The following is a 23,255-nucleotide window of genomic DNA, read 5'->3' on the forward strand; positions in this document are numbered from 1 at the left end:
TTATTAACCCTTTATATCCATCAATCTCTTAAATACGAACATAGGGGATAAAGTAGACACTATTTCAAAGTTAAAATATTCGTGTAAAAATTGCGCTACTTTCGCAAAAGGAGTTTGAATACGCACTATTTTACCTTCGCTAATATAAATTTTTAAGGCACCAAAAATCTCTAAATATAAATAAACTTCCACGTCTTTTCCATTTTTTTTGGCTTCAAATAAAGCTCTTTGTGAATTATAAACAAAAGGAATATGGTAAATTTTTTCAAAAAAAGCAAAAAACATTTCTTTGTAAATCTCGTATTCGTAAGCATTTTTACTCTCAATAATTTTTTGAACTATATGATTTTTATACCACAAATCTTCATCTGCATCTTTTAAAAGCCTTTCTATAATAGAAATTCCACCATCAAAAAGTTTTATATTAGGTTTTTTTAAAAGATTTTTAAAGGAAATTACTCCCTTGTCTTCATAAACTTCAGCTAAATATTCTTGTCCAACTTCAAGATCTATCATGCTCTTTGTTTCAAGCTTTTTAGTATTCAAAAGTAAAACATAGCGATTATATGATCTTTTTTCCAGAATTTGCATTTTTACAGGCAAGGTTGAATTTATAATATTCATTGGAGCTTACTCATTTCTTGCATTAAAACAAAAGCAAGTTTTTCTTTACTCATTTTTTGACTTTGAAATATTTGTCCTTTAGTTATAAAGCTAATACGATTTTCATCACTTCCAAATTCCATATCTTCATCTAAAATATTCAAACAAATCATATCTAAATTTTTATCTAGCAAAGATTTCTTAGCATTTTCCACGGCACAAATTTTATCATATTCCATTTTAAAGCCTATTTTTTTGCCTTTAAAATTACAATTTTTAAGCAAATCCTCATTTAATTTTAGATGTAGATCTAAACCTTCTAGATATTCTTCTTTTTTAATTTTTCCTTTTATGATTTTTGGTATAAAATCGCTTACCGCTGCTACCATCACTAAAAAATCATTTTCTAAATTATCATTTAAAAGTTCTTTTAAATCTTTTGAACTTTCAAATTCATAAAGCTCATAAAGTGTATCAAAATTGATAGAACTAAATAATTTTACATTAGCACCCAAAAAATAGCACGCATCAGCTATAGCTTTTGCCATTTTTCCACTTGAAAAATTACTTATACAACGCACATCGTCTATTTTTTCTCGCGTTCCTCCACCTGTAACAATTATATTTTGAGTACACCAAAATTTCTCTTTTAAAAGCTCTCTTTTGGTAATATTAAAAATATCTTTTATTTCAGCCAAAGCCCCTATACCTTCATCTTTACAAGCTAATGTCTTTACAATAGGATCAATAATAATATATCCATTTTCCTTAAGTAATTTCAAGGACTTTTGAACGCTAAAATGTAAATACATATTCGTATTAGCTGCAGGAGCTATTATAAAAGATTTTGATTTATCTACTGCAATCAAGGTTTGAATAAACAAATTATCCGCTATACCTTGAGAAAATTTATTAATAGAATTTATACTAGCAGGCGCAAAAACTACGACATCACAATCTTTACTAAAAGCAATGTGATTATTAAAATTATTCCAACTTTCGTTTTCCTCGCACAAAACCTCATCAGCTAAAGCCTCAAAACTCATCTTGCTAGCAAAATTTAATGCACCCTTAGAAAGTAAAACTTTTACTCTAAATTCTTCTTTTTTAAATAAAGAAATAAGTTCGTAAGCTTTATAAAATGCTATACTTCCACTAATTGCTAGCAAAACTGTTTTCATTTTTTTCCTAATTTTTGATAAAAAAATTCTTTTTTAACTTCAGCTTTCGCTCTATTAATATATAAAGAACCTTTATTGACATCTTTATAAACTGTACTTCCCGCAGCTATAATAACTTCATCTTCTATATTAATTGGAGCTATAAACTGCGTATCTGATCCAACAAATACATTTTTTCCTATTTTAGTCTTATGTTTTTTAATTCCATCATAATTACAAGTGATAGTACCACAACCGATATTAGTTCCCTCATCTATCTCACAATCCCCCAAATAACTCAAATGTCCTGCTTTTACTCCATTTAATAATGCATTTTTACACTCTACAAAATTTCCTATGTGAGTATTTTTAAGCTGACATTTTGGACGTAAATGTGCTAAAGGTCCTACATCGCTATTTTCTACTATACTATCTTCAATCACACTTGAACTTTTGATAATTGAATTAATGATTTTTGATTTTCCCTCTATACGCACATTTTCATACACTTCACACTCGCCTATAAACTCAACCTCATCTGAAATAAAAGTCGTTGCAGGCATATGAAAAATCACTCCTTGCTTCATCCATTCTTTTTTAATTGCTTCTTGCATAAGATCTTGAGCTAAGCAAAGTTCTACTTTATCATTAACACCCATAAAATCTTGTTCATTTACAAACACCGCATCGATTTCATAGCCTTTTTCCTTTGCTAAATATACTGCGTCGGTTAAATAATACTCTTTAGCTTTATTATCATTTTTTATCAAAGGTAATACTTCTTTTAAAATTTGTACTTTTATAGCATAAACACCGCTATTGCAAATGTTTATAGCAAGTTCTTCTTTGTTTGCATCTTTTGTTTCTACTATTTTTTGAATTTTATTTTCTTTTAATACTATTCTTCCATAACTTTTTGGATCTTTAGCGCTAAAAACAGCTACATTAAAATCACTTTCATTTAAAGCTATTTTTTCTAAATCCTCTGCCTTAATTAAAGGCATATCACCACATAAAATCAATACTTTTTCATGCTTACCTTCATAACCCCTTAAAGCTCCTGCAGTACCTGGAAAATTTTGCAAATCTTGCTCTAAAAAGCGTGTATTTGGAAAATGCTCTAAAACAACTTGTTCAACCTTTTCTTTTTGATGAGAAAGCACCACACATACATCATCACTGATTTTATAAGCTTGTTTTAAAATATGCAAAATCATTGCTTTTGAGCAAATCTTTTGAAGTACTTTTGGATTTTGTGATTTCATACGTGTACCAAGTCCAGCAGCCAAAATAAGCACAGAAATTTTCATAATAAACCTTTTATAAAAAAATAACTCTCATTTTAACAAGCAAAAGTAAAAAAATAATCTTTATTCAAAAGATAAATATAAAAATTTTTATCTATAAACTTTCAATTTTAACTTAAATTTTCTATATTTTTTAAGAGTAAAATTGCTAAAATACTGGCTTATTTTAAGCTTAAGGAAAGAAATTGAAAGCTTTGTTGTTATTGTTTTTGTCAAGTTTAATGCTTTTGGGTGCTGAAGTAACCATTCCAACTGTAAATTTAAGTTTAAGTGCACCTAATACTCCTCAACAATTAGTAACAACATTAAATATAATCATCGTCTTAACTATATTAGCACTTGCTCCAACTATTATTTTTATCATGACTTCATTTTTAAGATTGATTGTAGTATTTTCTTTTCTAAGAACTGCCTTAGGTACACAAACAATGCCACCAAATACTATTTTAGCAACCATGGCTTTAATTTTAACTTTTTTTATTATGGAACCAGTTGCTACAAAATCATATAACGAAGGAATAAAGCCATATATAGCGGAAAAAATTGGCTATGAAGAAGCTTTTGCTAAAAGTGTCAAACCTTTTAAAGATTTTATGCTTAAAAACACTAGAGAAAAAGATTTAGCGCTTTTTTATAGAATTAGAAATTTGGAAAATCCAAAAACTATAGATGAAGTACCCTTAACAGTTTTAGTACCTGCTTTTATGATTAGTGAATTAAAAACAGCATTTGAAATAGGATTTTTACTCTTTTTACCATTTTTAGTTATCGATATGGTTGTAAGTTCGGTGTTAATGGCTATGGGTATGATGATGCTTCCTCCTGTTATGATTTCTATGCCTTTTAAATTGCTTATTTTTGTTTTAGTAGATGGGTGGAATTTACTTATACAAAATCTAGTCAAAAGTTTTTTAACTTAACTAAAGTGAAATTTATAAGTGTTAGCATATATCTTTTTATTTGGTATTTTTTATCTGCCTTGTGATAAGTGTTTTTCAAAACAAGATATGAATTCAATAACAAATTTAATTAACTTTAGATTTTTAGTATAGCATTATGGAAAAAATTGGAATTTTTGGATCTTTTTTATATAAAAATCTTGCATTCACGCTTCAAGCATACAACCAAAGACAAAGCAAAAAAGTATTTAAAATTATAGAAAAAAATAAAGATAAATTTTATTTTTTAGGTTATGTAAAATACGAATTTTATAGATATTTGGAAAAACAAAATTATACAAGTAAAGAACCATTTGTATATTTTTTAGCCTTTAGAGAAAAAATTAGATTTAGTGAAAAAGATGAAAATTTAGATTTTTGTCCTATCTTTACCCAAGATTTAGATCAAAAAAAATATTTTACTGACTTTGATAAAGTAAAAAAAGCTATAGCTAAAGGTCAGAGCTATCAAGTTAATTTGACTCAAGAGTTGCATTTTAAATCAAATCTTGATCTTTATAATAGTTTTATTAGTCTTTATCCTAAACAAAATACTCAATTTAAAGCATATATAAAAAATGAATTCTTAGAACTTGCCTCATTTTCTCCTGAACTTTTTTTCAAAATTAAAAATAATATCATCTCAACTAAACCCATGAAAGGCACCATCAAAAGATCCAAATTAAAAAATGAAGATGAAAAATTCAAATATTTTTTAAAAAACGATGAAAAAACTCTTAGTGAAAATGTGATGATAGTAGATTTATTACGCAATGACTTATCAAAGCTCATTGTAAAACATACACAAAAAACCGAACTTTTTATTGTTAAATCTTATCCTACTTTACATCAACTCATTTCTAAAGTTAGCGGAAAATTAAAGAAAAATATAAATTATTTTGATATATTCAAAGCTCTTTTTCCTTGTGGTTCTATTACAGGTGCTCCAAAAATTGAAACTATAAAATTTATAAAAAAACTAGAACAAAGAAAAAGGGGGATTTATTGCGGAGCTATAGGTTTAATTCACAAAGAAAAAACTAAATTTAGCGTAGCTATTAGAACCATAGAAAAAAATAATAATGAAAACTTTTTCAAATATGGTGTTGGAAGTGGTCTTGTATGGGACTCTAATAAAGATGAAGAATTTGAAGAATTAAAATTAAAAACTAAAATTTTAAGAAATGAATTCTATTTATTTGAGACAATGTATTATGAGGATTGCTATATTTTATTTTTTAAAGAACACTTACAAAGAATCTTGAATTCAGCTGCTTTTTTCAATTTTAATACTAAAAATTTAAAAGATAAGTTTAAAACGATTTTAACACAAGAATATGAGAAAAAATATTTTATATCACTACAAAATTTCAATGATTTTACTTTCAAAAATAAACATTATTTTAGCAAAAGCAATTTTTTACAAAAGAGTAAAAAGGCTTTGAAATTAAAATTATTTAAAAACGGAATTTTTGAGTTTGATTTTTTTGATATAAAAGAAAATTCAAGCGATAAACTACTTCTTAGTGATAATATCTTAAAAATCAATTTTTTAAATTTTCATAAGACTTCTTTGCGTAGTATATATGATACAAATGCTAAACTATGGAAAGAAAATATTTGCTATGATATAGTTTTTTTTGACGAACAAGGTCTACTTTGTGAGGGTTCAAGAACCAACATTATTATAAATTTAAATGATGAGTATTTTACTCCTTATGCTAAAAACTGCCTAAATGGTATTTATAGACAAACACTTTTAAAACACAAGCTCATCAAAGAAAAAGATATCACTAAAGATGAGCTTTTAAACGCTAAAGAAATTTATGCTATCAACTCCTTAAGAGGTCTAAAAAAGGTAATTTTGTGAAAGTTTTAATTATAGATAACTATGATTCTTTTACTTATACTATTGCATTCTATTTAAAAGAACTTAATATAAAATATAAAATTATAAAAAATGATCAATTTAAACATCCTAAGAAATTAAAAAAATATAATTTCACACATCTTTTAATCTCTCCTGGACCAAATTCTCCAAAAGAATCAAAGTTAAGTTTAAAGACTATAAAGTATTTTAAAAAAAATAAAAAAATTCTTGGAATTTGTCTAGGACACCAATGTATAGCCTATGCTTTTGGTGGCAAAATTTCCAAACTTCCAAATCCTACTCATGGTAAAATAAAAACTATAGATTTTATTCCAAATCCTTTGTTTTTAAATTTAAATAATAATTTTAAAATTTGTCTATATCATTCTTTGTATGTAAGTTATACAGGTAAAAAATGTAAAACTTTAGCAACAGATGAAAATGGTATCATTATGGCGATTAAACATAAAAAATACGACATTTACGGAATTCAATTTCATCCGGAAGCCATTTTAAGTCAAAATGGCAAAAAGCTACTTAAAAACTTTCTTACTTTGCAATAATCTAATATTTATATTTTTTTCATTTACTTTAAATTTAAATTTATGGGGGGGGGTATAATGCTTTTTTTCATTTTAATTTTAAGGAGATAATTGATGAAACTTTCTTACTTTGCAAGTAAAGTTTTAATAGGATTTAGCATTGGAGCTTTATTAAGTAGCAATGCTTTAGCAAGTAAAATTACCATCAAAGATGGTGATGGTAGTATGGAGAAACATTTTGAAACAAACGACGGGCAACATTTTGCTCTAAAAAAAGAACATACCAATAGTGATTTAACTATTGAAATTAATGATACAGATTTACCTAATAGCATAGCTAAAGAAGGATATGAAGACTTAGCGACGGTAAGCATTGATTTAGGTTCTAATGATCTTACTATTAAAAATATTTCAAGTGGAAATTTATCTACCGCTGTATCAAACTATACCATTACTGCCAACAAAACAGAAGCTACTAATGTGATATTTCAAAGCATGAATGGAAAATCTATCGTAAATGGAGATTTTAGCATAAAAGGTTCATCTGAGCCTACAGAAGGTGTTTTTGATTATATGAAATCTTCAGCTATTTTCATCGCCGATGGACATGGCCTACAAGGCTCTCTTGAGATAAATGGAAATTTCACAGCTGATAAATCTATTCTAGCCACCATAGGTGGTAATAAAAGCCAAAACCACATACAAGTAAATGGTAAAGCAAATATCACAAATTCAAACTTTTCCATAGGAACAACAAGTTTTGGTGATTTAGCTTTAAATAATTATGTTTTTATGAGTGCAAGTGAAGGGTTTAATAAAGATATAACAAGTTCAAACAAAGCTAGTGCAAATATAAGTAAAAGTTTGGAAAGTATTGTTGGCATGAGCACCAAAGACTTAGGACTTGATTATGAAGATACAAAAGCTATGGATGTAAAAGAATTTGTTGATTACAAACTTTCTACTAAAGATAATAAGCTTTTAATTAGTGGTGGTGCAAATAAAAATGTCTTAGACAATAAAAAAGTCTTAGAGAGTGATAAAAAATATCTAGAACTAATAAAAAAAGATCTAAAAAAAGAAGAAGAAAATGGCAATAAAGATAAAATTGATGAAGCCATTGCAAAATTAGATAAACAAATACAGCAAATTGATGAGATGATTAAAAATACGTCAGGCGGAATAATCTCTAATGATGATTATATTAAAAATGATTCTAGTGTTTCAGCTTCTAATAAAAACTTTGTTTCTAAAATATTAGATGGACTTACTCTTGGTAAGGATTTTAACGCGATTGGCAACATTAAATTTGATAAAGTCGGGGAGCAAGTAGCAAATGATATAAAAGATTCAGCTAAATCTATTTCAAATGTAAATCAAGCCTCATCAGGTATAAACTCAACTATTAATGTTTCAAATGATGTATCTATAGGTTCTCGTGTAGCTATGTTAAATAACCCTTATGGAAATTACGCTACAAAATTATCTCAAATAAGATTTGCTACTAATGATTATGGAGGAAATTATGTTGATAATTATAATAACAGCATTTGGGGTAATATAATAGGCGGTGCAAACATCATAGATGGAGATAGTGGTGCTTTATATGGAGCCACTATAGGTATGGATAGAAAAATTAACGATGATGTTATTATTGGTGCTTATTTTACTTATGCAAACGCTAAGATAAAAGATAATCTTTTAACCCAAAAATCAGATAATTTCCAATTTGGTGCTTATTCTAATATCTACATAAGTCCAAAAGTAGAAGTTAATGTTAAAGCTTACGCTCAATTTTCTCCAACAGATCAAGACATTGTAAATAGAGGATTTAATACTACAAATAGTGCTGACTTTAATAGAAAATTCTTTGGTTTGAGTGCTAATATGGGATATGTTTTTGATTTTAGTGATAATACTTTATTTGTCAAACCTTTTACTGGTGCAAACTACTACTACGCACATACTCCAAGCTATAAAGAAAATGGAATTGCAGGAAAAGATGTGAGTAGCGCTAGCAACAATTCCATTTCATTAGAATTTGGAGCTGAACTTAGAAAATATATGAGCGAAGAATCATATTTATTTATCACTCCAAAAATAGAACAATATGTGATAAATAATGGCGATGATTTTGTAGCAAGCTTAAATGGAGTCACATTACCTAGCGTAAAAGGAAATGATAAGAAAAAAACTTATGGACAAATCATCGTTGGTGGTAATGTTGATATTAGTGAACAATTTAGCTTAAATGCAGGTATTGGAGCTAAACAAATACTAGCTGGTAAAACAGATGGTAAAAATGAAACTTATATAAGCGGTCAAGTAGGTTTTAAATATAAATTCTAAAAATATTTTTTAAAAACTCATAAATGCTAGAGCAAAAACTCTAGCATTTTAAAAACTCTCATATTCTTTGGCTATAAAAACTTCATCATCTTTTACAATTAACGGGCGTTTTATGAGTGTTGGACTTTGTAAAACCATCGCTTTAATTTCATCTTGACTTAAATTTTGGAGTTTTTCTTTATTTAATCCTATTTTTCTAGCACTCATGCCCGCTGTATTTACAAGCTCTAAAATACTCCTTTTGCTAAGCCAAAAATTCAAAGTTTCCTCATCTAGTTTTTTAATGTCTAAAAATTCAAATTCAATTTGCTTAGAATTTAAATAATCCATAGCTTTTTTAACACTATTACAATTTTTAATACCATAAAATTTCAACATTTTCTTGCCTTTTTAACTAAGTCTGCTATGATAAATGCCAATTCTAAAGCCTGATCAGCATTTAATCTTGGATCACATTGTGTTTCATAGCGTTTAGAAAGTTCTTCTTGAGTGATATGTAAAGAGCCTCCCACACATTCAGTTACATTTTGTCCTGTCATTTCCAAATGTACCCCACCAGGATACACTCCCTCACTCATAGCTATTTCAAAAAATGCACGCACTTCTTGGATGATTTTATCAAATTCTCTTGTTTTAAAATTACCCGATTTAACTGTATTTGCATGCATAGGATCAATACTATAAAGCATATTAAACCCTTCTTGTTTTAATTCTTTAAATAATTTTGGCAAAGCATTTTGTATTTTATCACACCCCATACGAATGATAAAATTTAACCTACCTGCCTCATTGTTTGGATTTAAAATACTTATTATCTTTTTTAGCTCGTCTAAATCATAATTAGCACTAAGTTTCATTCCTAAAGGATTTTTTACTCCGCTAAGAAAATGCACATGTGCTTCATCCACTTTCCTAGTACGCTCACCGATCCAAAGCATATGAGCTGAACAATCATAAATATCACCGCTTAAACTATCTACTCTTGTTAATGCTTCTTCATATGGTAAAAGTAAAGCCTCGTGAGATGTATAAAATGCTGTTTGAGAAAGATTTGGCGTATCCGTAATACCACAAGCTTGCATAAAGGCTAAAGCTTGAGTAATTTTTTCACTAAGTTCATCATATTTTTTACCAAGCTCTGCTTTCTTTAAAAATCCTAAATTCCACTTGTGCACCACTCTTAAATCTGCCAAACCACCCCTTGAAAAAGCTCTTAATAAATTCAAAGTCGTAGCGCTTTGATAATAAGCTTCTAACATTCTTTTAGGATCAGCTATCCTTGATTTTTCATTAAATTCAAAACCATTGATAATATCGCCTCGATAACTTGGAAGCCTCATGTCATCAATTTCTTCAAATTCACTACTTCTTGGTTTTGCAAATTGTCCTGCAACACGTCCTACTTTAACAATAGGACAAGATCCAGCAAAAGTCAATACTATAGCCATTTGAAGCATAACTTTAAACATATCTCTTATATTATCAGCTCCAAAATTTATAAAACTCTCAGCACAATCACCTCCTTGAAGCAAAAATGCTTGCGAATTTACAACTTTAGCAAGGGATTTTTTTAATTTATCTACCTCGCCTGCAAAAACTAATGGTGGTAATTTTTCTAATCTTTTAATAACCTCTTGTAGTTGATTTTCATCAGGATATTGTGGTTGTTGTTGAATTTTATAATTTTTCCAAGAATCTTTCGTCCATTTCATAGCTTAGCTTTCTGATTTTTTAGTAAGCTAAATTATACAAAACAAGACTTAAATTAAGATTTTAAAACACTTTCAACGCGCTTGAAACTATCTTGTTTATATAAAGTCAAACGCACTATAGAATCATCTAACGCTAAAAGATTATGAACTTCATCAGCTTTTAAACTAATGCTATCTAAAGTTTTGAGTAAAATTTGCTGATTTAAAACTCCAAAATCAATAGAGCCCTTTAACACTTGTATAGTAATATCAAAGGGTGCTTTATGATCTTTCATAAAACTACCTTTTGACATACTTATACAGATTTCTTTAGTATAAGCATTTTCTATTTTTTTAGAAACACTTACTCCATTTTGAATTTCTTGTACCCAAGAAATTACTTCATACATTTGCGTCCTAAATTTCACTTTTACTTTTTAAGTTCTTTAATACGCGCAGCCTTACCTCTTCTATCTCTTAAATAGAACAACCTAGCACGACGTACACGTCCTCTTCTTAATACCGCAATACTTTCTAAACTTTCACTATAAATAGGAAAAATTCTTTCTACACCAACATTGTTGGCACCAATTTTACGTACAATGAAAGTTTCATCTACACCATTTCCTCTACGCGCAATACAAACACCTTCAAAATTTTGAATTCTTGTTTTATCGCCCTCTTTAATACGAATAGCAAGTCTCAAAGTATCTCCAGCACGAAATTCTGGAACATTTTTACCTTCAATTTGCTTTTGTTCAAATTGTTCTATATACTTATTTTTCATAATGATATTCCTTAAAATTTGCGTTCATGCTTTTGATACAAATCGGGACGAAAAAATTTCGTTTTGCAAGACGCCATAGTAGTTTTTAAAGCTGTAATTTTAGCGTGATTTCCCTTTAAAAACTCTGAAGGAATATAAAATTTTTTATTTTCTTTTTCATAAATCAATGGTCTTGAAAAAGATGGAGCTTCTAATAAATTTTTTTCAAAGCTTTCTTCATCTAAACTTTGCGAATTACCTAACACACCGTAAATATTTCGACTAATAGCATCACACATCACCAAAGATGCGAGCTCTCCTCCGGTTAATATAAAATCACCTATAGAAAAAATTTCATCGGCAAATTCTTCCACTATCCTTTCATCTAATCCTTCATATCGACTGCAAACAAAACATATATGTTGTTTCTTGGCAAGTCGCTTAGAGTCAATTTGCTTAAAAGATTTTGCACAAGGTGATAAGAAAACAAAATGAACATTTTTATGCTGTTTTTTAATCCACTCAAGACAATCAAACATTGGTTGAGTTTGCATTAAAAGTCCAGCACCACCACCGACTTTATAATCATCCACTTTTAGATGTTTATTTATAGTAAAATTTCTAGGATTAACAAATGAAAATTCTAAAATATTTTTCTTTCTTGCTCTTGCTAAGATAGAAGCATGAAAATAGGGCTCTATAAGTTCTGGAAATAAACTTACAAAAGTGTATCTCATGAATTTTCTAAAAGTTCTAATGCGTATTTTGCAAAAATTTTCTTATGTTCAATATCAATATTTTGTATATATTTATCAACATAAGGAACATAAAAATTTTGCGCCAATGAACGATCAACCAAATCAATATCACTTTGAATTAAAAATAAAAAATTGGATCCACTCTCTAAAATATCTTTAACTACACCTAATCTTATATTATCCTCAAATATTTCACATCCTATAATATCAAAATAAAAATATTCATCTTTATCCAAGATACAAGTTTGTCTTGTTAATTCTTTAGTTTGATATAGCAAAAGATTTGTTAGCATTTTTGCAGATTCTAAACTTTCATAATTTTCAAATAAAGCTAACGATCGACTGGCATCAAAAGATTTAATAGTGTAAATTTTTTGATTAGCATCAAAAAATTTAGCACCTTTTTTAAATTGTTCAAAAAAATCACTTAAATTATGTAACTTAACATAACCTTTTAATCCAACGCTTTTACCAAGTTTAGCAACTTGTATTAATTCATTATTCAATAGCTTTTACCGTTATACGATAAGAAGTAGCATCTTTAACTTTATAGGCCATAATAACTGTTTTTATAGCATTAATCAACTTACCATTTTTTCCTATAAGTTTACCAGTATCAACTGGATCCACATAAATCACAATCTCAGCAAAATTATCATCTATATGTTTTCTTTTAATATCAATTTTTTCAGGAAAATCAACAATTAATTTTGCATATTCTCTTAAAAAATTCTCGACCATATTTTATTTACTTGTAATTGCAGCTACTCTATCGCTTAATTTTGCACCAACACTTTTCCAGTAAGCTAAACGCTCTGCATCAAATTTTATTACCTCAGGCTCAACCATCGGATTGTAATAACCGATACTTTCTATCCAACTTCCATCTCTTCTTTTTCTACTATCAGTTACAACTATACGGTAAAATGGTCTTTTTTTACGTCCCATTTTTGTAAGTCTAATCACTGTCATTTCAACACTCCTAAAATAAAAATTAAAATTTTGTTATAGATATACATATACCCATAAAAAAATTTTAATCAATGCAGTCTTTTAGCTTGCTGCAACATATTCATAAAATTTTCCATACCTTTTTTGTTTGAAAATTTCTTTGCTAGCTTCGCCGCATTATTAAATTGCTTCAAAAAACGATTAACTTCCATTTGTGACAATCCAGCACCTTCTGCAATACGACGCTTTCTAGCATTATTTAAAACTTCAGGATTTTCTCTTTCCTTAGGTGTCATAGACGAAATCATAGCTCTTATATGAATAATTTCCTTAGAATTATCTAAATCAATATCTTTAATATTCGCAGCCATAGATGATAGACCAGGTATCATTCCCATTATTGATTTCATACTTCCAAGTTTTTTCACATTTTCCATCTGATTTAAAAAATCATTAAAATTAAATTCACCCTTTTTGACTTTCCTGTTTAAGATCTTGGCTTCTTTTTCATCTATAATAGCTGCTGTTTTCTCTGCCAAAGTTGCCAGATCACCTTCACCCATAATACGATTAACTATTCTATCTGGTATAAAAATTTCTAAATCAGCTATTTTTTCACCAACACCTACAAATCTTAGTGGCACCCCAATCTGTTTTGCAATACCTAAAGCAACACCACCTTTTGTATCAGCATCAAATTTACTTAAAATAACTCCTGTAACGCCCAAAGCATCATTGAAAGAAGCAGCTGTCTTCACTCCATCTTGACCACTCATAGCATCAGCAACATAAAAAATTTCATCAGGAGTTAAAATATTTTTTACCTCTTTTAATTCTTCCATCAATGCTGTATCTATAGCAAGACGACCTGCTGTATCAACAAGTAATACATCATACAAAGATTTTTTAGCCTTATCTAAAGCTTCTTTCGCAACATTTAAAGGATTATTCTCTTCTTCTATGAAAAATAAATCTAATTCATTAGCCTGTGTTAATTGCTTAAGCTGCTCAACTGCAGCTAATCTTTGCAAATCACAAGCTGCAATTAAAACTTTTTTATTTCTCAGTTTTAAGTAATTTGCAATTTTTACTGTTGTAGTAGTTTTACCACCACCTTGTAAACCACACATTAATACAACTGTAGGTGGTTTATTAGAAAAAACAAAACCTTGGTTTTTGCCCTTTACACTAAGTATATCTTCTAAATTTTTCTTTATGGAATCTAAAAATTGCTTTTGTCCAATACCATTTATTTTTAGATCATTTTCAACAAGTGCTAGTAATTCTTTTGTCACTTTATGATGAACATCTGCTTTTAAAAGGGATTTTTTTAATGTATCTAAAGCATTTTTTAAAGCCTTTTCATCATCCACAAAACGAAGTTTATTAACTGCAGATTTAAACGATTCACTAACTATTTCAAACACTTTTATCCCTTTTTTAAATTAAAACTTTAATTATAAAATCTTTTAGCTTAAATGCCTTTAAAAATTCAAATTTTTTATTTCAAATCCATAAACATTAAAGCTATCATCTAACAAAGCCTTAAAATTATAATCAAAAATATTAGTTTCATAGCAATGCAAAAACATTCTTGCAGCAGATATTTTGGCATATTTTTCATCACCTATGATACCATTTTTTATATGTTTTAAATGAACTCTAATTTGATGTGTGCGTCCTGTTTTTATAATAGCCTTAATTAAAGTTTTTTTAGCATTTACCATTAAAGGTATTACATGAGTATACGCTTCAAGTCCAAATTTATCAATTTTGCTAAAAGCTCCATTATTAGTTTTAGTTGTTGAAATTTTTTCATGAATTTCAACTTCTTCTGCTATTACTCCATCAACTATAGCCAAATAACTTTTATAAACATTTTGTTTTTTGTATTCTTCTATACACTTTAATCTGAAATTTTCATTTTTACTTAAAAGTAAAACACCACTTGTTTCCTTATCAAGTCTATTAATTAATTTTGCTTTAAATCTTATTTCTAAATTCTCACTAATTTGTCCAAATGGCTTATCTAATGCAATAATATTATCATCTTCATATAAAATTTTTGCTTTTTTTATTTTTTGGATTACAAATTTGGTTTTAGAATTCATTAATGCTCTTGCTATAACTATCTTTTTTCCCATAGCAAAAACACATCCACTATCAATTAAATCTTTAGCTTGATTATTTGAAATTTTTTCTTGTATAGCTAATAATTTATACGCCTTATCTTGCATTTAAACCTTCTTTTATACTTTGGATAATTTGCAACAAATCATTTTGTTTTTTAATTTTTGCATAAGATAATTCTTGTTGTAAATAAGTATTAATTTCATCTAAATTTTTACAAATATAAATATTTTCAACTTCACTATATAAACTTTCTTGATTAAAAAAATACTCGCCAGAAATAATAATATTTTTATATTTTGCAGCTTCAACTGGATTATGACCACCAATATTTCTTACAAAAGATCCGCATAAAAACACTATATCACTGATGCTATAAAAATTTTCAAGCTCTCCTAAATTATCCAATAATAAGCATTTTCCTACAAATTCATTTTCTAAGGTATTATTATTTAAATTTAAATTTGAAAATTTCTGCATTGAAAAATTATTTTTTTTACAAAACGTCTGTAAAATTTTTTCTACTTTCTTAAAACGCTCAGGATGCCTTGGAGCTATAATTAGTTTATCATTTTCACTAAGCTCTATTTTAGAAAGTATCAATTCCTCCTCATTTTCATGAGTGCTAGCAAGAATTAACAATCTAGAATTTAATTTTAAAAATTTTCTTGTTGTTTTGTTTTCATTATTAATTTTAATATTTTTATATGCAATAACATTCTTTGCACCAAGAGCTTCTAATCTCTCTTTATCTTTTAAGCTTTGAGCAAAAACTTCATCAATATACCTAAATATAACTTTATAGAAAAATTTAAATTTTTCATACTTCTTTTGCGACTTATCGCTGATCCTAGCATTAATTAAAATAATCTTTGCATTAAAAAATTTTGCCATAAACACAAGCATTAACCAAAGTTCAGCTTCAAATATCACCAAAACTTTACAAGGCTTAAACCAAAAAGGAATAAAAATTTCAAATGGTAAAAAATTAACCTTATGAGTATGTCTTAATGCTTCATTAAACCCCGTATTTGTGATAACTGAAATTCTATAATTATTAATTTGCTTAAACAAACAACCCATACTTTTAACTTCACCATAAGAACAAGCATGAAAATGAACATCTGCATATTCTTGTTTTAAATTTTTATAAAGAAAAAATCTTGATTTTAAAGATATTTTATATTTTTCTTTGAAGAAGCTTAAAAGAAATAAAAAAGGCGCTGTAATAATATAAAAAATTACAGCAAAAGTATAATAACAAAAAATCAATTTTGATTTTCTTCTTTTTCTTTGTATAAAATCCTACCGCAATGCGGGCAAGTTATTATCTCATCTCCTTTTAAAACAGCCAAGTAGGTTTTATCATAAATTCTCATAAAACAACCATAACATGCGTGTTTTTTTACAGGAACTACTGCACTATTGTGCGCCCATTTTCTAATTTTTTCATAAAAAGTTAAGACTTTTTGATTTATTTCACTCATAAGTTTTACTTTTTTATCATAAATTTCTAATCTTTCTTTTTCTATACCAACAAGAACCGCTTTAGTTTCAGCATCTATTTTATCCACTTCATTTTCAAGCTCTTCTTTTTTAATTTTTAATTCTTGTTTAAATACTTCTTTATTTTCTAAGATTTTATCTAATCTCTCTATTTCCTCATTCGCTGCATCAAGCTGTTCTTTAGCTATATCTTCTTCTATCTTTAAGGCGTTAGCTTCTTTTTCAGTTTTAACAGCCGCACTCTTTTTAGAAAGTTCTTTGATTTTTTCACTAAATTCTAATATATGATTATTATTTTGAACTTTTTGATATTCTATATCTTTAATATCTTTATCAAAAGCTTCAATTTCTTCTATAGTCTTATCAAGCAATAAACCTTTTTCTTTTAAATTTTTAGTAGCTTCATCTACCTTCAATGTGAAACCATCTAATTCTTTGTCAACCTGCGACAACACTATAAGTTGTTCTAAATATTTATTCATTTAATTTTTCCTTAAAAATATTGAAATGGATTTTTTGAAACTGATATTATAACTTCTATAGGAAAATTTTGCAAATATCTTGATAAAATTTTACCAAAGTAATTCTCACTTTCATAATGCCCCATATCAATCAAACTAAGTCCATTGTGGTAACTTTCAAGCGCCTGATGATATTTAAAATCGCCACTTAAAAAGCAATCTGCTTTTATATACGGAATCAAATCTCCACCGCTACCTGTACATATAGCTATAGAATTAATTTCCCTAGCAGCTTCTACTACTTTTATATATTTTAATGATAATTTATCTTTAATATGTGATACAAGGTCATTAAAGGACAAATTAATATCACAATAAATGACAAAGTTATCTTTTGTCTTGATATTAAAACCTAAAATTTCCTCGGTAAAATAAGCATTCAAATGACTTAAGTCAAAATTCGTATGCATAGCAATTAAAGCAATATTTTTTTGTATCATTTTTGTAATTAATTTTTGAGGATATAACTGTCCACTAATATGTTTTAAGCCATTAAAAATTAAAGGGTGATGAACTATAAACAAAGAATTGCAACTTGCATTTTCAAGTAAATGCTCATCGACATCTAAACTCAAATAAATTTTTTTAATTTCTTGATCTAAATCTCCAATCAACAACCCACTATTATCCCAAGAACTTTGAGTTTCAAATGGACTTATTGAATTAAGAAAATGATAAATTTCTTTAATTTTCATTTAAATTTTCTTTATAAATCAAAGCACAATTTTTAGATAATTCTCTAATTTTTAGCATGTAGTCTTGTCGCTGAGTCACAGAAATAGCACCTCTTGCATCTAGGAGATTAAAAGTGTGTGCAGCAAGCATACAATAATCATATGCAGGTAAAGCAAGTTTAGCATCTAAAGCATTTTTGCACTCATTATAAGCATTCTCAAACTGAGAATTTAAAATTGAAACATTACTAATTTCAAAATTATATTTACTAAATTCATATTCTCCTTGTTTATGAACATCTGCATATTTAATTTTTTCACCATTAAATTCATTCCAAACAATATCATAAACATTATCAACATTTTGAAGATACATCGCAATTCTTTCAAGCCCATAAGTAATTTCAACACTTACTAAATCCACGGCTATACCACCAACTTGTTGAAAATAAGTAAATTGTGTTACTTCCATACCATCAAGCCAAACTTCCCAACCTAATCCCCATGCACCCAAACTCGGACTTTCCCAATTATCTTCAACAAAACGTATATCATGGGATTTCAAATCAAACCCTAAATTTTCCAAACTCTTTAAATATAACTCTTGTATATTATCAGGGCTTGGTTTAATTAAAACTTGAAATTGATAATAAGCACCTAATCTGTTAGGATTTTCTCCATATCTACCATCTGTTGGTCTTCTACTTGGAGCTACATAAGCTGTTGCCCATGGATTTTTACCTAAACTTCTTAAAAAGGTAGCAGGATGGAAAGTTCCAGCTCCTGCTGGAAAATCATAAGGCTGCATAATAGCACAACCTTGTTTTTGCCAAAATTCTTGCAAACTTAGTATCATTTTTGAAAAAGTTATCATATTTTTGTTTCCTCTGATTGGTCTTGCGTATTCGCATACAGATCTACTGTTTTATTCCACATCATTTTATATTTTCTTTTCAAAAATTCTATTTCATCTCTTGCATGTTTTAATTCTGAATTTAAAGTTTCGATAGTACTACGATCAGCATCATACAATTCTTGCATCGAATAAAGCGCATCTTTTAAAAATTTATTTTCACTCTTTAAAGCTTCCAAGGTTTCATCTTTCGCATCTAAAACTTTTTCATGTAAATTTAAGATTGTACCAATAGTTTTTTCCACAAAACTCTCACCAGCTAACGTCATAGAATTTACCATGGCAGCTTGTTGGTGATTAGATGTTGTTGGAACTACGCTAAAAGTCCCTTGATTTGCTTCAATATAAATTTTACCTTCTTCTTCTTTAAAATTTAAGGAACCTTTTGCCATCATTCCTTTGACAACATCTTCAGACAAATGAACTAATTGACAAAATTCTTTTAATTCTAAATAAGTTTGCATTGGATTTCCTTAGAGAAAAATTTCAATTTGACTAGAGTCATTATTTAATTTTTCTTGTTGTTCTTTTCTATCTTCAAGTAGCATTTGAGCTAAATTTTCATCCTCTATAGCCAAAATTTGAGAAGCCAAGTACGCTGCATTAATAGCTCCTGCCTTGCCAACAGCTAAAGTAGCTACTGGAATTCCGCTTGGCATTTGAACTGTAGAAAATAAAGAATCCATACTAGCTAAATTACTTCCTGACATCGGTATCCCAATCACAGGTTTTGTAGTGTGAGCAGCCACTGCTCCTGCTAAATGTGCGGCCATACCAGCTGCTGCTATGAAAACCTTAGCACCTTTAGCTTCTGCATTTTTTATGTATTCTTGAGTCCTATAAGGGCTTCTGTGAGCTGAAGTGATTAAAACTTCATATTTTATATTAAATTTTTCAAGCACTTTCAAAGCTTCTTTAACAACATCATAATCACTTTTACTACCCATTAATACCGCTACAAATTTCATTCTATACTCTTTCTTAAAAAACTATAATCTGGAAATTTAAAAGGCAAAGAAATTTCATTTTCATTGCCACTATGAATTTCATCAAATTCTTTATTATTTTTCGCTAATAGTTGCTTAAATATCACAAATTTTTTTCCATTTTTTTCATATACAGCACCAAGTTTATTTTCTCCAATTTCAATGTGAGAATTTACAGGTGATAAAATCTCATACTCTTGACCTATTTTGACCTTACCTTTACATTTAAAAAATTCACCATCTTCGCTAATAGCATGCACTTGATGTGTTCCTTCTTCAATGCTAGTATCATGATTTATAGAATCTTTTTTTTCATAAGCTCTTGATACCAAATAACCATCTGTAAAGCCTCTATTTTTTAATGTTTGAATTTCACTCTCGTATTTATCTACTTCAAAAGAATTATTTAAAACATCATTTACTGCCATTTTATAGGTTCTAGTTGTAAGTGCAACATAATATTCACTTTTAGTTCTACCTTCTATTTTAAAGGCATTGATACAATCTTCTTGCATAATTTTTTGTATATATGAACTTAAATTTAAATCTTTAGAATTAAAAATGTGGGTTCCTTGTTGATCTTCTTCTAATCTAAATAAGGTATTCGTTTCAGGATTTTTAGCATAAAGTTCATAGCTAAAACGACAATCATTAGCACAAGAACCACGATTACTCATACGACCACTTTGAACTGATGAAATCAAACATCTTCCAGAGTAAGCAAAGCACATTGAACCGTGAACAAAACTTTCCAATTCTACATCACAATGATTTTTTAATTCTTTGGCATCTTTCAACCCAAGCTCTCTTGCTATTACAACACGCTTTGTTCCCATATCCTTATAAACTTGTGCATCAAGATAATTTAAGATATTAGCTTGTGTAGAAACATGAAGATTAATATCTGGTGCAAGTTCTCTAACTAAACGCATAGCACCTACTGACGCTACAATAAAAGCATCTGGTTTCATATCTTTTAATTTTAAAATATGTTTTTTTAAACCTTCAATTTGAGAGCTAAAATGAAAACCATTAATAGTTACATAAATTTTTTTACCTTTATTGTGAGTATATTCAATAGCTTCTTGAAAAGTATCATAATTAAAATCCCTAGCTGTTCTAGCTCTCAACGAGAAATTACTCACTCCAGCATAAACAGCATCAGCTCCATAAGCTAAAGCGATTTTTAATTTTTTAAAATTTCCAGCAGGTGCAACAATTTCAGGTTGTATCATTTTTTGCCTAAACTAGCTATCAACGCCTCTATATCATCATTGCTTACAACATCAGCGGTAGTATCACCCTCAATATGCACAGCAGAACCTACACGCTTTTCATCATCAATTTTGCCTTCAAATAAGCTACTCATATATCTACTCAATGCTCTCATTACATTAATAACACGTTCAATCTTTTGACGATGTATATCTTGATATTGCATAGCATCCATAGCCATCATTACTTCATCTTGTCCAGTTTGTAAACAACCTGTAATCTCGTCAATGATATTTTTCGCATTGTTATTTGTTTCTATAGCCTCTTTAAAACTTTCAACATTAGGAAATTTCGTACTCAATTTTTCAAAAATATCAATATTTTTATTTAAAGTTTCACTAATTACACAAAGTTCATTCTCAGAATTTGCAAAAAAATCATTAATTGCTTCGAGTTTTTCCATCATTTCTGTAGCTTTTAATTCACTATCTCTTGTCACATCATCAAGTTGATGCACAACTTTATGCTCTTTGTTTGGTGGAGGTGGTGGCCAAGCCATATCAGCTCTTGCTTTATAATCGCCACTTATCATACTATTAACAAGTTGTTGATTTTTTTCTTCATCTTCATAATCTGCTTCTGACTTCACTTCTTCTGCACTCACAGAATCAAGATCTAAATCATCAGAACTATTCATTAAAGCATCTAACTCTTCTTGGGTCATCTTACACCTTTTATAATAAATATATTTTTGCATTATATTACAAAAAATTATAATTCAATATTAATTCACATAAAAAATACTTTATTTTTTTAAAAATAAAATTATATTTTAATTTTGCCAATAAAAAAAATATTAATTTAAACTTAATTTAAAAAAAATATACTACAATCTTAAAAATTAAAATATATTTAGGAGAGTAGTATGGCAAAATTTGTTGAAACAATAGAGGAATTTTTTAATTATTGTAAAGAACACGAAGTTATATTCGTTGATTTTAGATTTACCGATATGATAGGCACATGGCATCATATAACTTACAACCTTAAAGCTATTGACCATGATACATTTGAAAATGGTATTCCATTTGATGCTAGTTCATTGCATGGTTGGCAACCAATAGAAAAATCAGATATGATACTTAAACCTGATGTAAAAAGTGCATTTTTAGATCCTTTCACAGCCGATCCAACTATCATAGTAATATGTGATGTATATGACATCTATAAAGGACAAATGTACGAAAAATGTCCAAGAAGTATTGCCAAAAAAGCAATGGAATATCTATCAAATAGCAATATTGCAGATGCAGCTTACTTTGGTCCTGAAAATGAATTTTTCATTTTTGATAATGTAAAAATTGTTGATTCTTCAAATTGTTCAAAATACGAAGTAGATACTGAAGAAGGAGAATGGAATGATAATAAAGATTTTTCAGATAGCTACAATAATGGACACAGACCAAGAAATAAAGGTGGGTATTTTCCTGTATCTCCTATCGACTCTAGTGTTGATATAAGATCTGAAATGGTTCAGGTTTTAGAAAGAGTTGGTTTAAAAACTTTTGTCCATCATCATGAAGTTGCACAAGGTCAAGCAGAAATTGGAGTGGAATTTGGCAATCTAGTAGAAGCTGCTGATAATGTGCAAATTTATAAATATGTAGTTAAAATGGTAGCTCACTTGAATGGAAAAACTGCTACTTTCATGCCAAAACCTTTATATGGTGATAATGGAAGTGGTATGCATGTACATATGAGTCTTTGGAAAGATGGTATAAATTTATTTTATGATAAAGATGGATATGGCAAACTAAGTAAAAACGCTATTTACTACATAGGTGGTATCTTAGGTAATGCAAGAAGTGTGGCTGCATTTACCAACCCTAGTTCAAATTCTTATAAAAGAATAGTTCCTGGATTTGAAGCTCCATGCATTTTGACCTATTCTTGTCAAAATCGATCTGCTAGTTGTCGTGTACCATATGGTATAAACGAAAAAAGCGCTAGAGTAGAAATAAGATTTCCTGATAGCACTGCAAATCCTTATTTAGCTTTTACAAGTTTACTCATGGCGGGACTAGATGGTATAAAAAATAAAACAGAAGCAGTAGGCCCAATGGATGAAAATTTATTTGCATTAACATTAGATGAAATTAGAGAAAAAGGTATAGAACAGCTTCCTCATACTTTAAGAGGTTCTCTTGAAGCACTAATACGTAAAAATGCCTTTTTAAAGCCTGTTATGAGTGATATTTTTATAGATGACTATCAACATATGAAATTTGAAACTCAAGTTTGGCCTGTTGAAGCTAGACCAACGGCTTATGAATTTAAAACTTGCTATTCTTGCTAATTGTTTGATGTCTATGACA

26 protein-coding genes are annotated in these 23,255 nt (G+C 28.5%); 5 read left to right on the forward strand and 21 right to left on the reverse strand.

The features are described from left to right. Nucleotides 1-3: 3 nt before the first annotated feature. The 3 genes from CINS_RS04710 to glmU are packed head-to-tail and all read right to left on the reverse strand — an operon-like array spanning nt 4 to nt 3,073. Nucleotides 4-624, reverse strand: a complete 621-nt coding sequence (locus tag CINS_RS04710) for a hypothetical protein (RefSeq protein WP_039650294.1) — start codon at nt 622-624, stop codon at nt 4-6. Continuing rightward, entirely contained in the window at nt 621-1,784 is a 1,164-nt protein-coding gene (gene coaBC / locus CINS_RS04715) for a bifunctional phosphopantothenoylcysteine decarboxylase/phosphopantothenate--cysteine ligase CoaBC (protein ID WP_039650296.1), read from the reverse strand. Before coaBC ends, CINS_RS04710 begins: the two co-directional genes overlap by 4 nt. Then, nucleotides 1,781-3,073, reverse strand: coding sequence for a bifunctional UDP-N-acetylglucosamine diphosphorylase/glucosamine-1-phosphate N-acetyltransferase GlmU (gene glmU, locus CINS_RS04720; protein WP_039650298.1), 1,293 nt, complete (start codon nt 3,071-3,073; stop codon nt 1,781-1,783). The genes coaBC and glmU overlap by 4 nt, the downstream gene beginning before the upstream one ends. Nucleotides 3,074-3,255: 182 nt before the next feature. Between glmU and fliP the strand changes: the two genes are divergently transcribed. The 4 genes from fliP to CINS_RS04740 all read left to right on the forward strand — a co-directional run bounded on the left by fliP (nt 3,256) and on the right by CINS_RS04740 (nt 8,769). Then, complete coding sequence (gene fliP / locus CINS_RS04725) at nt 3,256-3,990, forward strand: flagellar type III secretion system pore protein FliP (protein WP_039650300.1); 735 nt, start codon at nt 3,256-3,258, stop codon at nt 3,988-3,990. 136 nt (nt 3,991-4,126) lie between these two features. Then, a complete protein-coding gene (locus tag CINS_RS04730) occupies nt 4,127-5,878 on the forward strand; it encodes an aminodeoxychorismate synthase, component I (aminotransferase-4 domain-containing) (protein ID WP_039650302.1) in 1,752 nt (583 codons plus the stop codon). After that, a complete protein-coding gene (locus CINS_RS04735) occupies nt 5,875-6,441 on the forward strand; it encodes an anthranilate synthase component II (protein ID WP_039650304.1) in 567 nt (188 codons plus the stop codon). Before CINS_RS04730 ends, CINS_RS04735 begins: the two co-directional genes overlap by 4 nt. Before the next feature lie 93 nt (nt 6,442-6,534). Beyond that, nucleotides 6,535-8,769, forward strand: a complete 2,235-nt coding sequence (locus CINS_RS04740) for an autotransporter outer membrane beta-barrel domain-containing protein (RefSeq protein WP_039650305.1) — start codon at nt 6,535-6,537, stop codon at nt 8,767-8,769. A 48-nt stretch (nt 8,770-8,817) separates the two neighbouring features. Here CINS_RS04740 and CINS_RS04745 read toward each other — a convergent pair whose 3' ends face one another. The 18 genes from CINS_RS04745 to CINS_RS04830 all read right to left on the reverse strand — a co-directional run bounded on the left by CINS_RS04745 (nt 8,818) and on the right by CINS_RS04830 (nt 21,604). Further along, a complete protein-coding gene (locus CINS_RS04745; RefSeq protein ID WP_039651399.1) occupies nt 8,818-9,144 on the reverse strand; it encodes a Spx/MgsR family RNA polymerase-binding regulatory protein in 327 nt (108 codons plus the stop codon). Then, nucleotides 9,141-10,481: a class II 3-deoxy-7-phosphoheptulonate synthase gene (locus tag CINS_RS04750; protein ID WP_039650307.1), complete on the reverse strand. Its 1,341-nt coding sequence runs from the start codon at nt 10,479-10,481 to the stop codon at nt 9,141-9,143. Before CINS_RS04750 ends, CINS_RS04745 begins: the two co-directional genes overlap by 4 nt. A 53-nt stretch (nt 10,482-10,534) precedes the next feature. Then, nucleotides 10,535-10,870, reverse strand: coding sequence for a cupin domain-containing protein (locus tag CINS_RS04755; RefSeq protein WP_039650308.1), 336 nt, complete (start codon nt 10,868-10,870; stop codon nt 10,535-10,537). A 20-nt stretch (nt 10,871-10,890) separates the two neighbouring features. Beyond that, nucleotides 10,891-11,247 (reverse strand): 50S ribosomal protein L19, encoded by a 357-nt coding sequence (gene rplS, locus CINS_RS04760; protein ID WP_039650309.1) that lies wholly within the window; start codon nt 11,245-11,247, stop codon nt 10,891-10,893. Between the two features lie 11 nt (nt 11,248-11,258). After that, nucleotides 11,259-11,963 (reverse strand): tRNA (guanosine(37)-N1)-methyltransferase TrmD, encoded by a 705-nt coding sequence (gene trmD, locus CINS_RS04765; RefSeq protein WP_039650310.1) that lies wholly within the window; start codon nt 11,961-11,963, stop codon nt 11,259-11,261. Further along, the gene (gene rimM, locus CINS_RS04770; protein ID WP_039650311.1) at nt 11,960-12,490 is read right to left on the reverse strand and encodes a ribosome maturation factor RimM; all 531 of its coding nucleotides are present in this window, start codon (nt 12,488-12,490) and stop codon (nt 11,960-11,962) included. Before rimM ends, trmD begins: the two co-directional genes overlap by 4 nt. Then, nucleotides 12,483-12,725 (reverse strand): KH domain-containing protein, encoded by a 243-nt coding sequence (locus tag CINS_RS04775; RefSeq protein WP_039650312.1) that lies wholly within the window; start codon nt 12,723-12,725, stop codon nt 12,483-12,485. The genes rimM and CINS_RS04775 overlap by 8 nt, the downstream gene beginning before the upstream one ends. A gap of 3 nt (nt 12,726-12,728) precedes the next feature. After that, nucleotides 12,729-12,956 (reverse strand): 30S ribosomal protein S16, encoded by a 228-nt coding sequence (rpsP, locus tag CINS_RS04780; RefSeq protein WP_039650314.1) that lies wholly within the window; start codon nt 12,954-12,956, stop codon nt 12,729-12,731. A gap of 68 nt (nt 12,957-13,024) precedes the next feature. Further along, nucleotides 13,025-14,362 carry a signal recognition particle protein gene (gene ffh / locus CINS_RS04785; protein ID WP_039650316.1) on the reverse strand — a complete coding sequence of 446 codons (1,338 nt, stop codon included), beginning with the start codon at nt 14,360-14,362 and terminating at the stop codon, nt 13,025-13,027. A gap of 57 nt (nt 14,363-14,419) precedes the next feature. Next, complete coding sequence (locus CINS_RS04790; protein ID WP_039650318.1) at nt 14,420-15,172, reverse strand: pseudouridine synthase family protein; 753 nt, start codon at nt 15,170-15,172, stop codon at nt 14,420-14,422. After that, nucleotides 15,162-16,337 carry a lipid IV(A) 3-deoxy-D-manno-octulosonic acid transferase gene (gene waaA / locus CINS_RS04795; protein WP_039650320.1) on the reverse strand — a complete coding sequence of 392 codons (1,176 nt, stop codon included), beginning with the start codon at nt 16,335-16,337 and terminating at the stop codon, nt 15,162-15,164. The genes CINS_RS04790 and waaA overlap by 11 nt, the downstream gene beginning before the upstream one ends. Beyond that, nucleotides 16,334-17,053, reverse strand: a complete 720-nt coding sequence (locus tag CINS_RS04800; protein WP_039650321.1) for a zinc ribbon domain-containing protein — start codon at nt 17,051-17,053, stop codon at nt 16,334-16,336. The genes waaA and CINS_RS04800 overlap by 4 nt, the downstream gene beginning before the upstream one ends. An 11-nt stretch (nt 17,054-17,064) precedes the next feature. Then, a complete protein-coding gene (locus CINS_RS04805; RefSeq protein WP_039650323.1) occupies nt 17,065-17,787 on the reverse strand; it encodes a Nif3-like dinuclear metal center hexameric protein in 723 nt (240 codons plus the stop codon). Continuing rightward, nucleotides 17,777-18,637, reverse strand: coding sequence for a glycine--tRNA ligase subunit alpha (gene glyQ, locus CINS_RS04810; protein ID WP_039651401.1), 861 nt, complete (start codon nt 18,635-18,637; stop codon nt 17,777-17,779). Before glyQ ends, CINS_RS04805 begins: the two co-directional genes overlap by 11 nt. Next, on the reverse strand, nt 18,637-19,143 hold the full coding sequence (locus tag CINS_RS04815) for a DUF3972 domain-containing protein (protein WP_039650325.1): 507 nt from the start codon (nt 19,141-19,143) through the stop codon (nt 18,637-18,639). The genes glyQ and CINS_RS04815 overlap by 1 nt, the downstream gene beginning before the upstream one ends. Nucleotides 19,144-19,152: 9 nt before the next feature. Then, nucleotides 19,153-19,647, reverse strand: coding sequence for a 5-(carboxyamino)imidazole ribonucleotide mutase (purE, locus tag CINS_RS04820; RefSeq protein ID WP_039650327.1), 495 nt, complete (start codon nt 19,645-19,647; stop codon nt 19,153-19,155). Continuing rightward, nucleotides 19,644-20,900 (reverse strand): peptidase U32 family protein, encoded by a 1,257-nt coding sequence (locus tag CINS_RS04825; RefSeq protein ID WP_039650330.1) that lies wholly within the window; start codon nt 20,898-20,900, stop codon nt 19,644-19,646. Before CINS_RS04825 ends, purE begins: the two co-directional genes overlap by 4 nt. Continuing rightward, on the reverse strand, nt 20,897-21,604 hold the full coding sequence (locus CINS_RS04830) for a hypothetical protein (protein WP_039650332.1): 708 nt from the start codon (nt 21,602-21,604) through the stop codon (nt 20,897-20,899). Before CINS_RS04830 ends, CINS_RS04825 begins: the two co-directional genes overlap by 4 nt. Before the next feature lie 201 nt (nt 21,605-21,805). Here CINS_RS04830 and glnA point away from each other — a divergent pair, with 201 nt between their 5' ends. Further along, complete coding sequence (gene glnA / locus CINS_RS04835) at nt 21,806-23,236, forward strand: type I glutamate--ammonia ligase (protein ID WP_039650334.1); 1,431 nt, start codon at nt 21,806-21,808, stop codon at nt 23,234-23,236. The last annotated feature ends 19 nt before the right edge of the window (nt 23,237-23,255 follow it).

It is taken from the genome of Campylobacter insulaenigrae NCTC 12927 (assembly GCF_000816185.1).
Classification (GTDB): Bacteria; Campylobacterota; Campylobacteria; order Campylobacterales; family Campylobacteraceae; genus Campylobacter_D; species Campylobacter_D insulaenigrae.

What these genes read in the sequence shown, in the direction of transcription:
- trmD (WP_039650310.1), bottom strand. Translation starts at nt 11,963, where the DNA reads ATGAGATACACTTTTGTAAGTTTATTTCCAGAACTTATAGAGCCCTAT.
- rplS (WP_039650309.1), bottom strand. Translation starts at nt 11,247, where the DNA reads ATGAAAAATAAGTATATAGAACAATTTGAACAAAAGCAAATTGAAGGT.
- CINS_RS04755 (WP_039650308.1), bottom strand. Translation starts at nt 10,870, where the DNA reads ATGTATGAAGTAATTTCTTGGGTACAAGAAATTCAAAATGGAGTAAGT.
- purE (WP_039650327.1), bottom strand. Translation starts at nt 19,647, where the DNA reads ATGAAATTTGTAGCGGTATTAATGGGTAGTAAAAGTGATTATGATGTT.
- rpsP (WP_039650314.1), bottom strand. Translation starts at nt 12,956, where the DNA reads ATGACAGTGATTAGACTTACAAAAATGGGACGTAAAAAAAGACCATTT.
- CINS_RS04730 (WP_039650302.1), top strand. Translation starts at nt 4,127, where the DNA reads ATGGAAAAAATTGGAATTTTTGGATCTTTTTTATATAAAAATCTTGCA.
- glnA (WP_039650334.1), top strand. Translation starts at nt 21,806, where the DNA reads ATGGCAAAATTTGTTGAAACAATAGAGGAATTTTTTAATTATTGTAAA.
- coaBC (WP_039650296.1), bottom strand. Translation starts at nt 1,784, where the DNA reads ATGAAAACAGTTTTGCTAGCAATTAGTGGAAGTATAGCATTTTATAAA.
- CINS_RS04825 (WP_039650330.1), bottom strand. Translation starts at nt 20,900, where the DNA reads ATGATACAACCTGAAATTGTTGCACCTGCTGGAAATTTTAAAAAATTA.
- CINS_RS04790 (WP_039650318.1), bottom strand. Translation starts at nt 15,172, where the DNA reads ATGCAAGATAAGGCGTATAAATTATTAGCTATACAAGAAAAAATTTCA.
- CINS_RS04805 (WP_039650323.1), bottom strand. Translation starts at nt 17,787, where the DNA reads ATGAAAATTAAAGAAATTTATCATTTTCTTAATTCAATAAGTCCATTT.
- CINS_RS04830 (WP_039650332.1), bottom strand. Translation starts at nt 21,604, where the DNA reads ATGACCCAAGAAGAGTTAGATGCTTTAATGAATAGTTCTGATGATTTA.
- CINS_RS04775 (WP_039650312.1), bottom strand. Translation starts at nt 12,725, where the DNA reads ATGGTCGAGAATTTTTTAAGAGAATATGCAAAATTAATTGTTGATTTT.
- CINS_RS04710 (WP_039650294.1), bottom strand. Translation starts at nt 624, where the DNA reads ATGAATATTATAAATTCAACCTTGCCTGTAAAAATGCAAATTCTGGAA.
- CINS_RS04750 (WP_039650307.1), bottom strand. Translation starts at nt 10,481, where the DNA reads ATGAAATGGACGAAAGATTCTTGGAAAAATTATAAAATTCAACAACAA.
- CINS_RS04800 (WP_039650321.1), bottom strand. Translation starts at nt 17,053, where the DNA reads ATGAATAAATATTTAGAACAACTTATAGTGTTGTCGCAGGTTGACAAA.
- CINS_RS04815 (WP_039650325.1), bottom strand. Translation starts at nt 19,143, where the DNA reads ATGCAAACTTATTTAGAATTAAAAGAATTTTGTCAATTAGTTCATTTG.
- CINS_RS04740 (WP_039650305.1), top strand. Translation starts at nt 6,535, where the DNA reads ATGAAACTTTCTTACTTTGCAAGTAAAGTTTTAATAGGATTTAGCATT.
- glmU (WP_039650298.1), bottom strand. Translation starts at nt 3,073, where the DNA reads ATGAAAATTTCTGTGCTTATTTTGGCTGCTGGACTTGGTACACGTATG.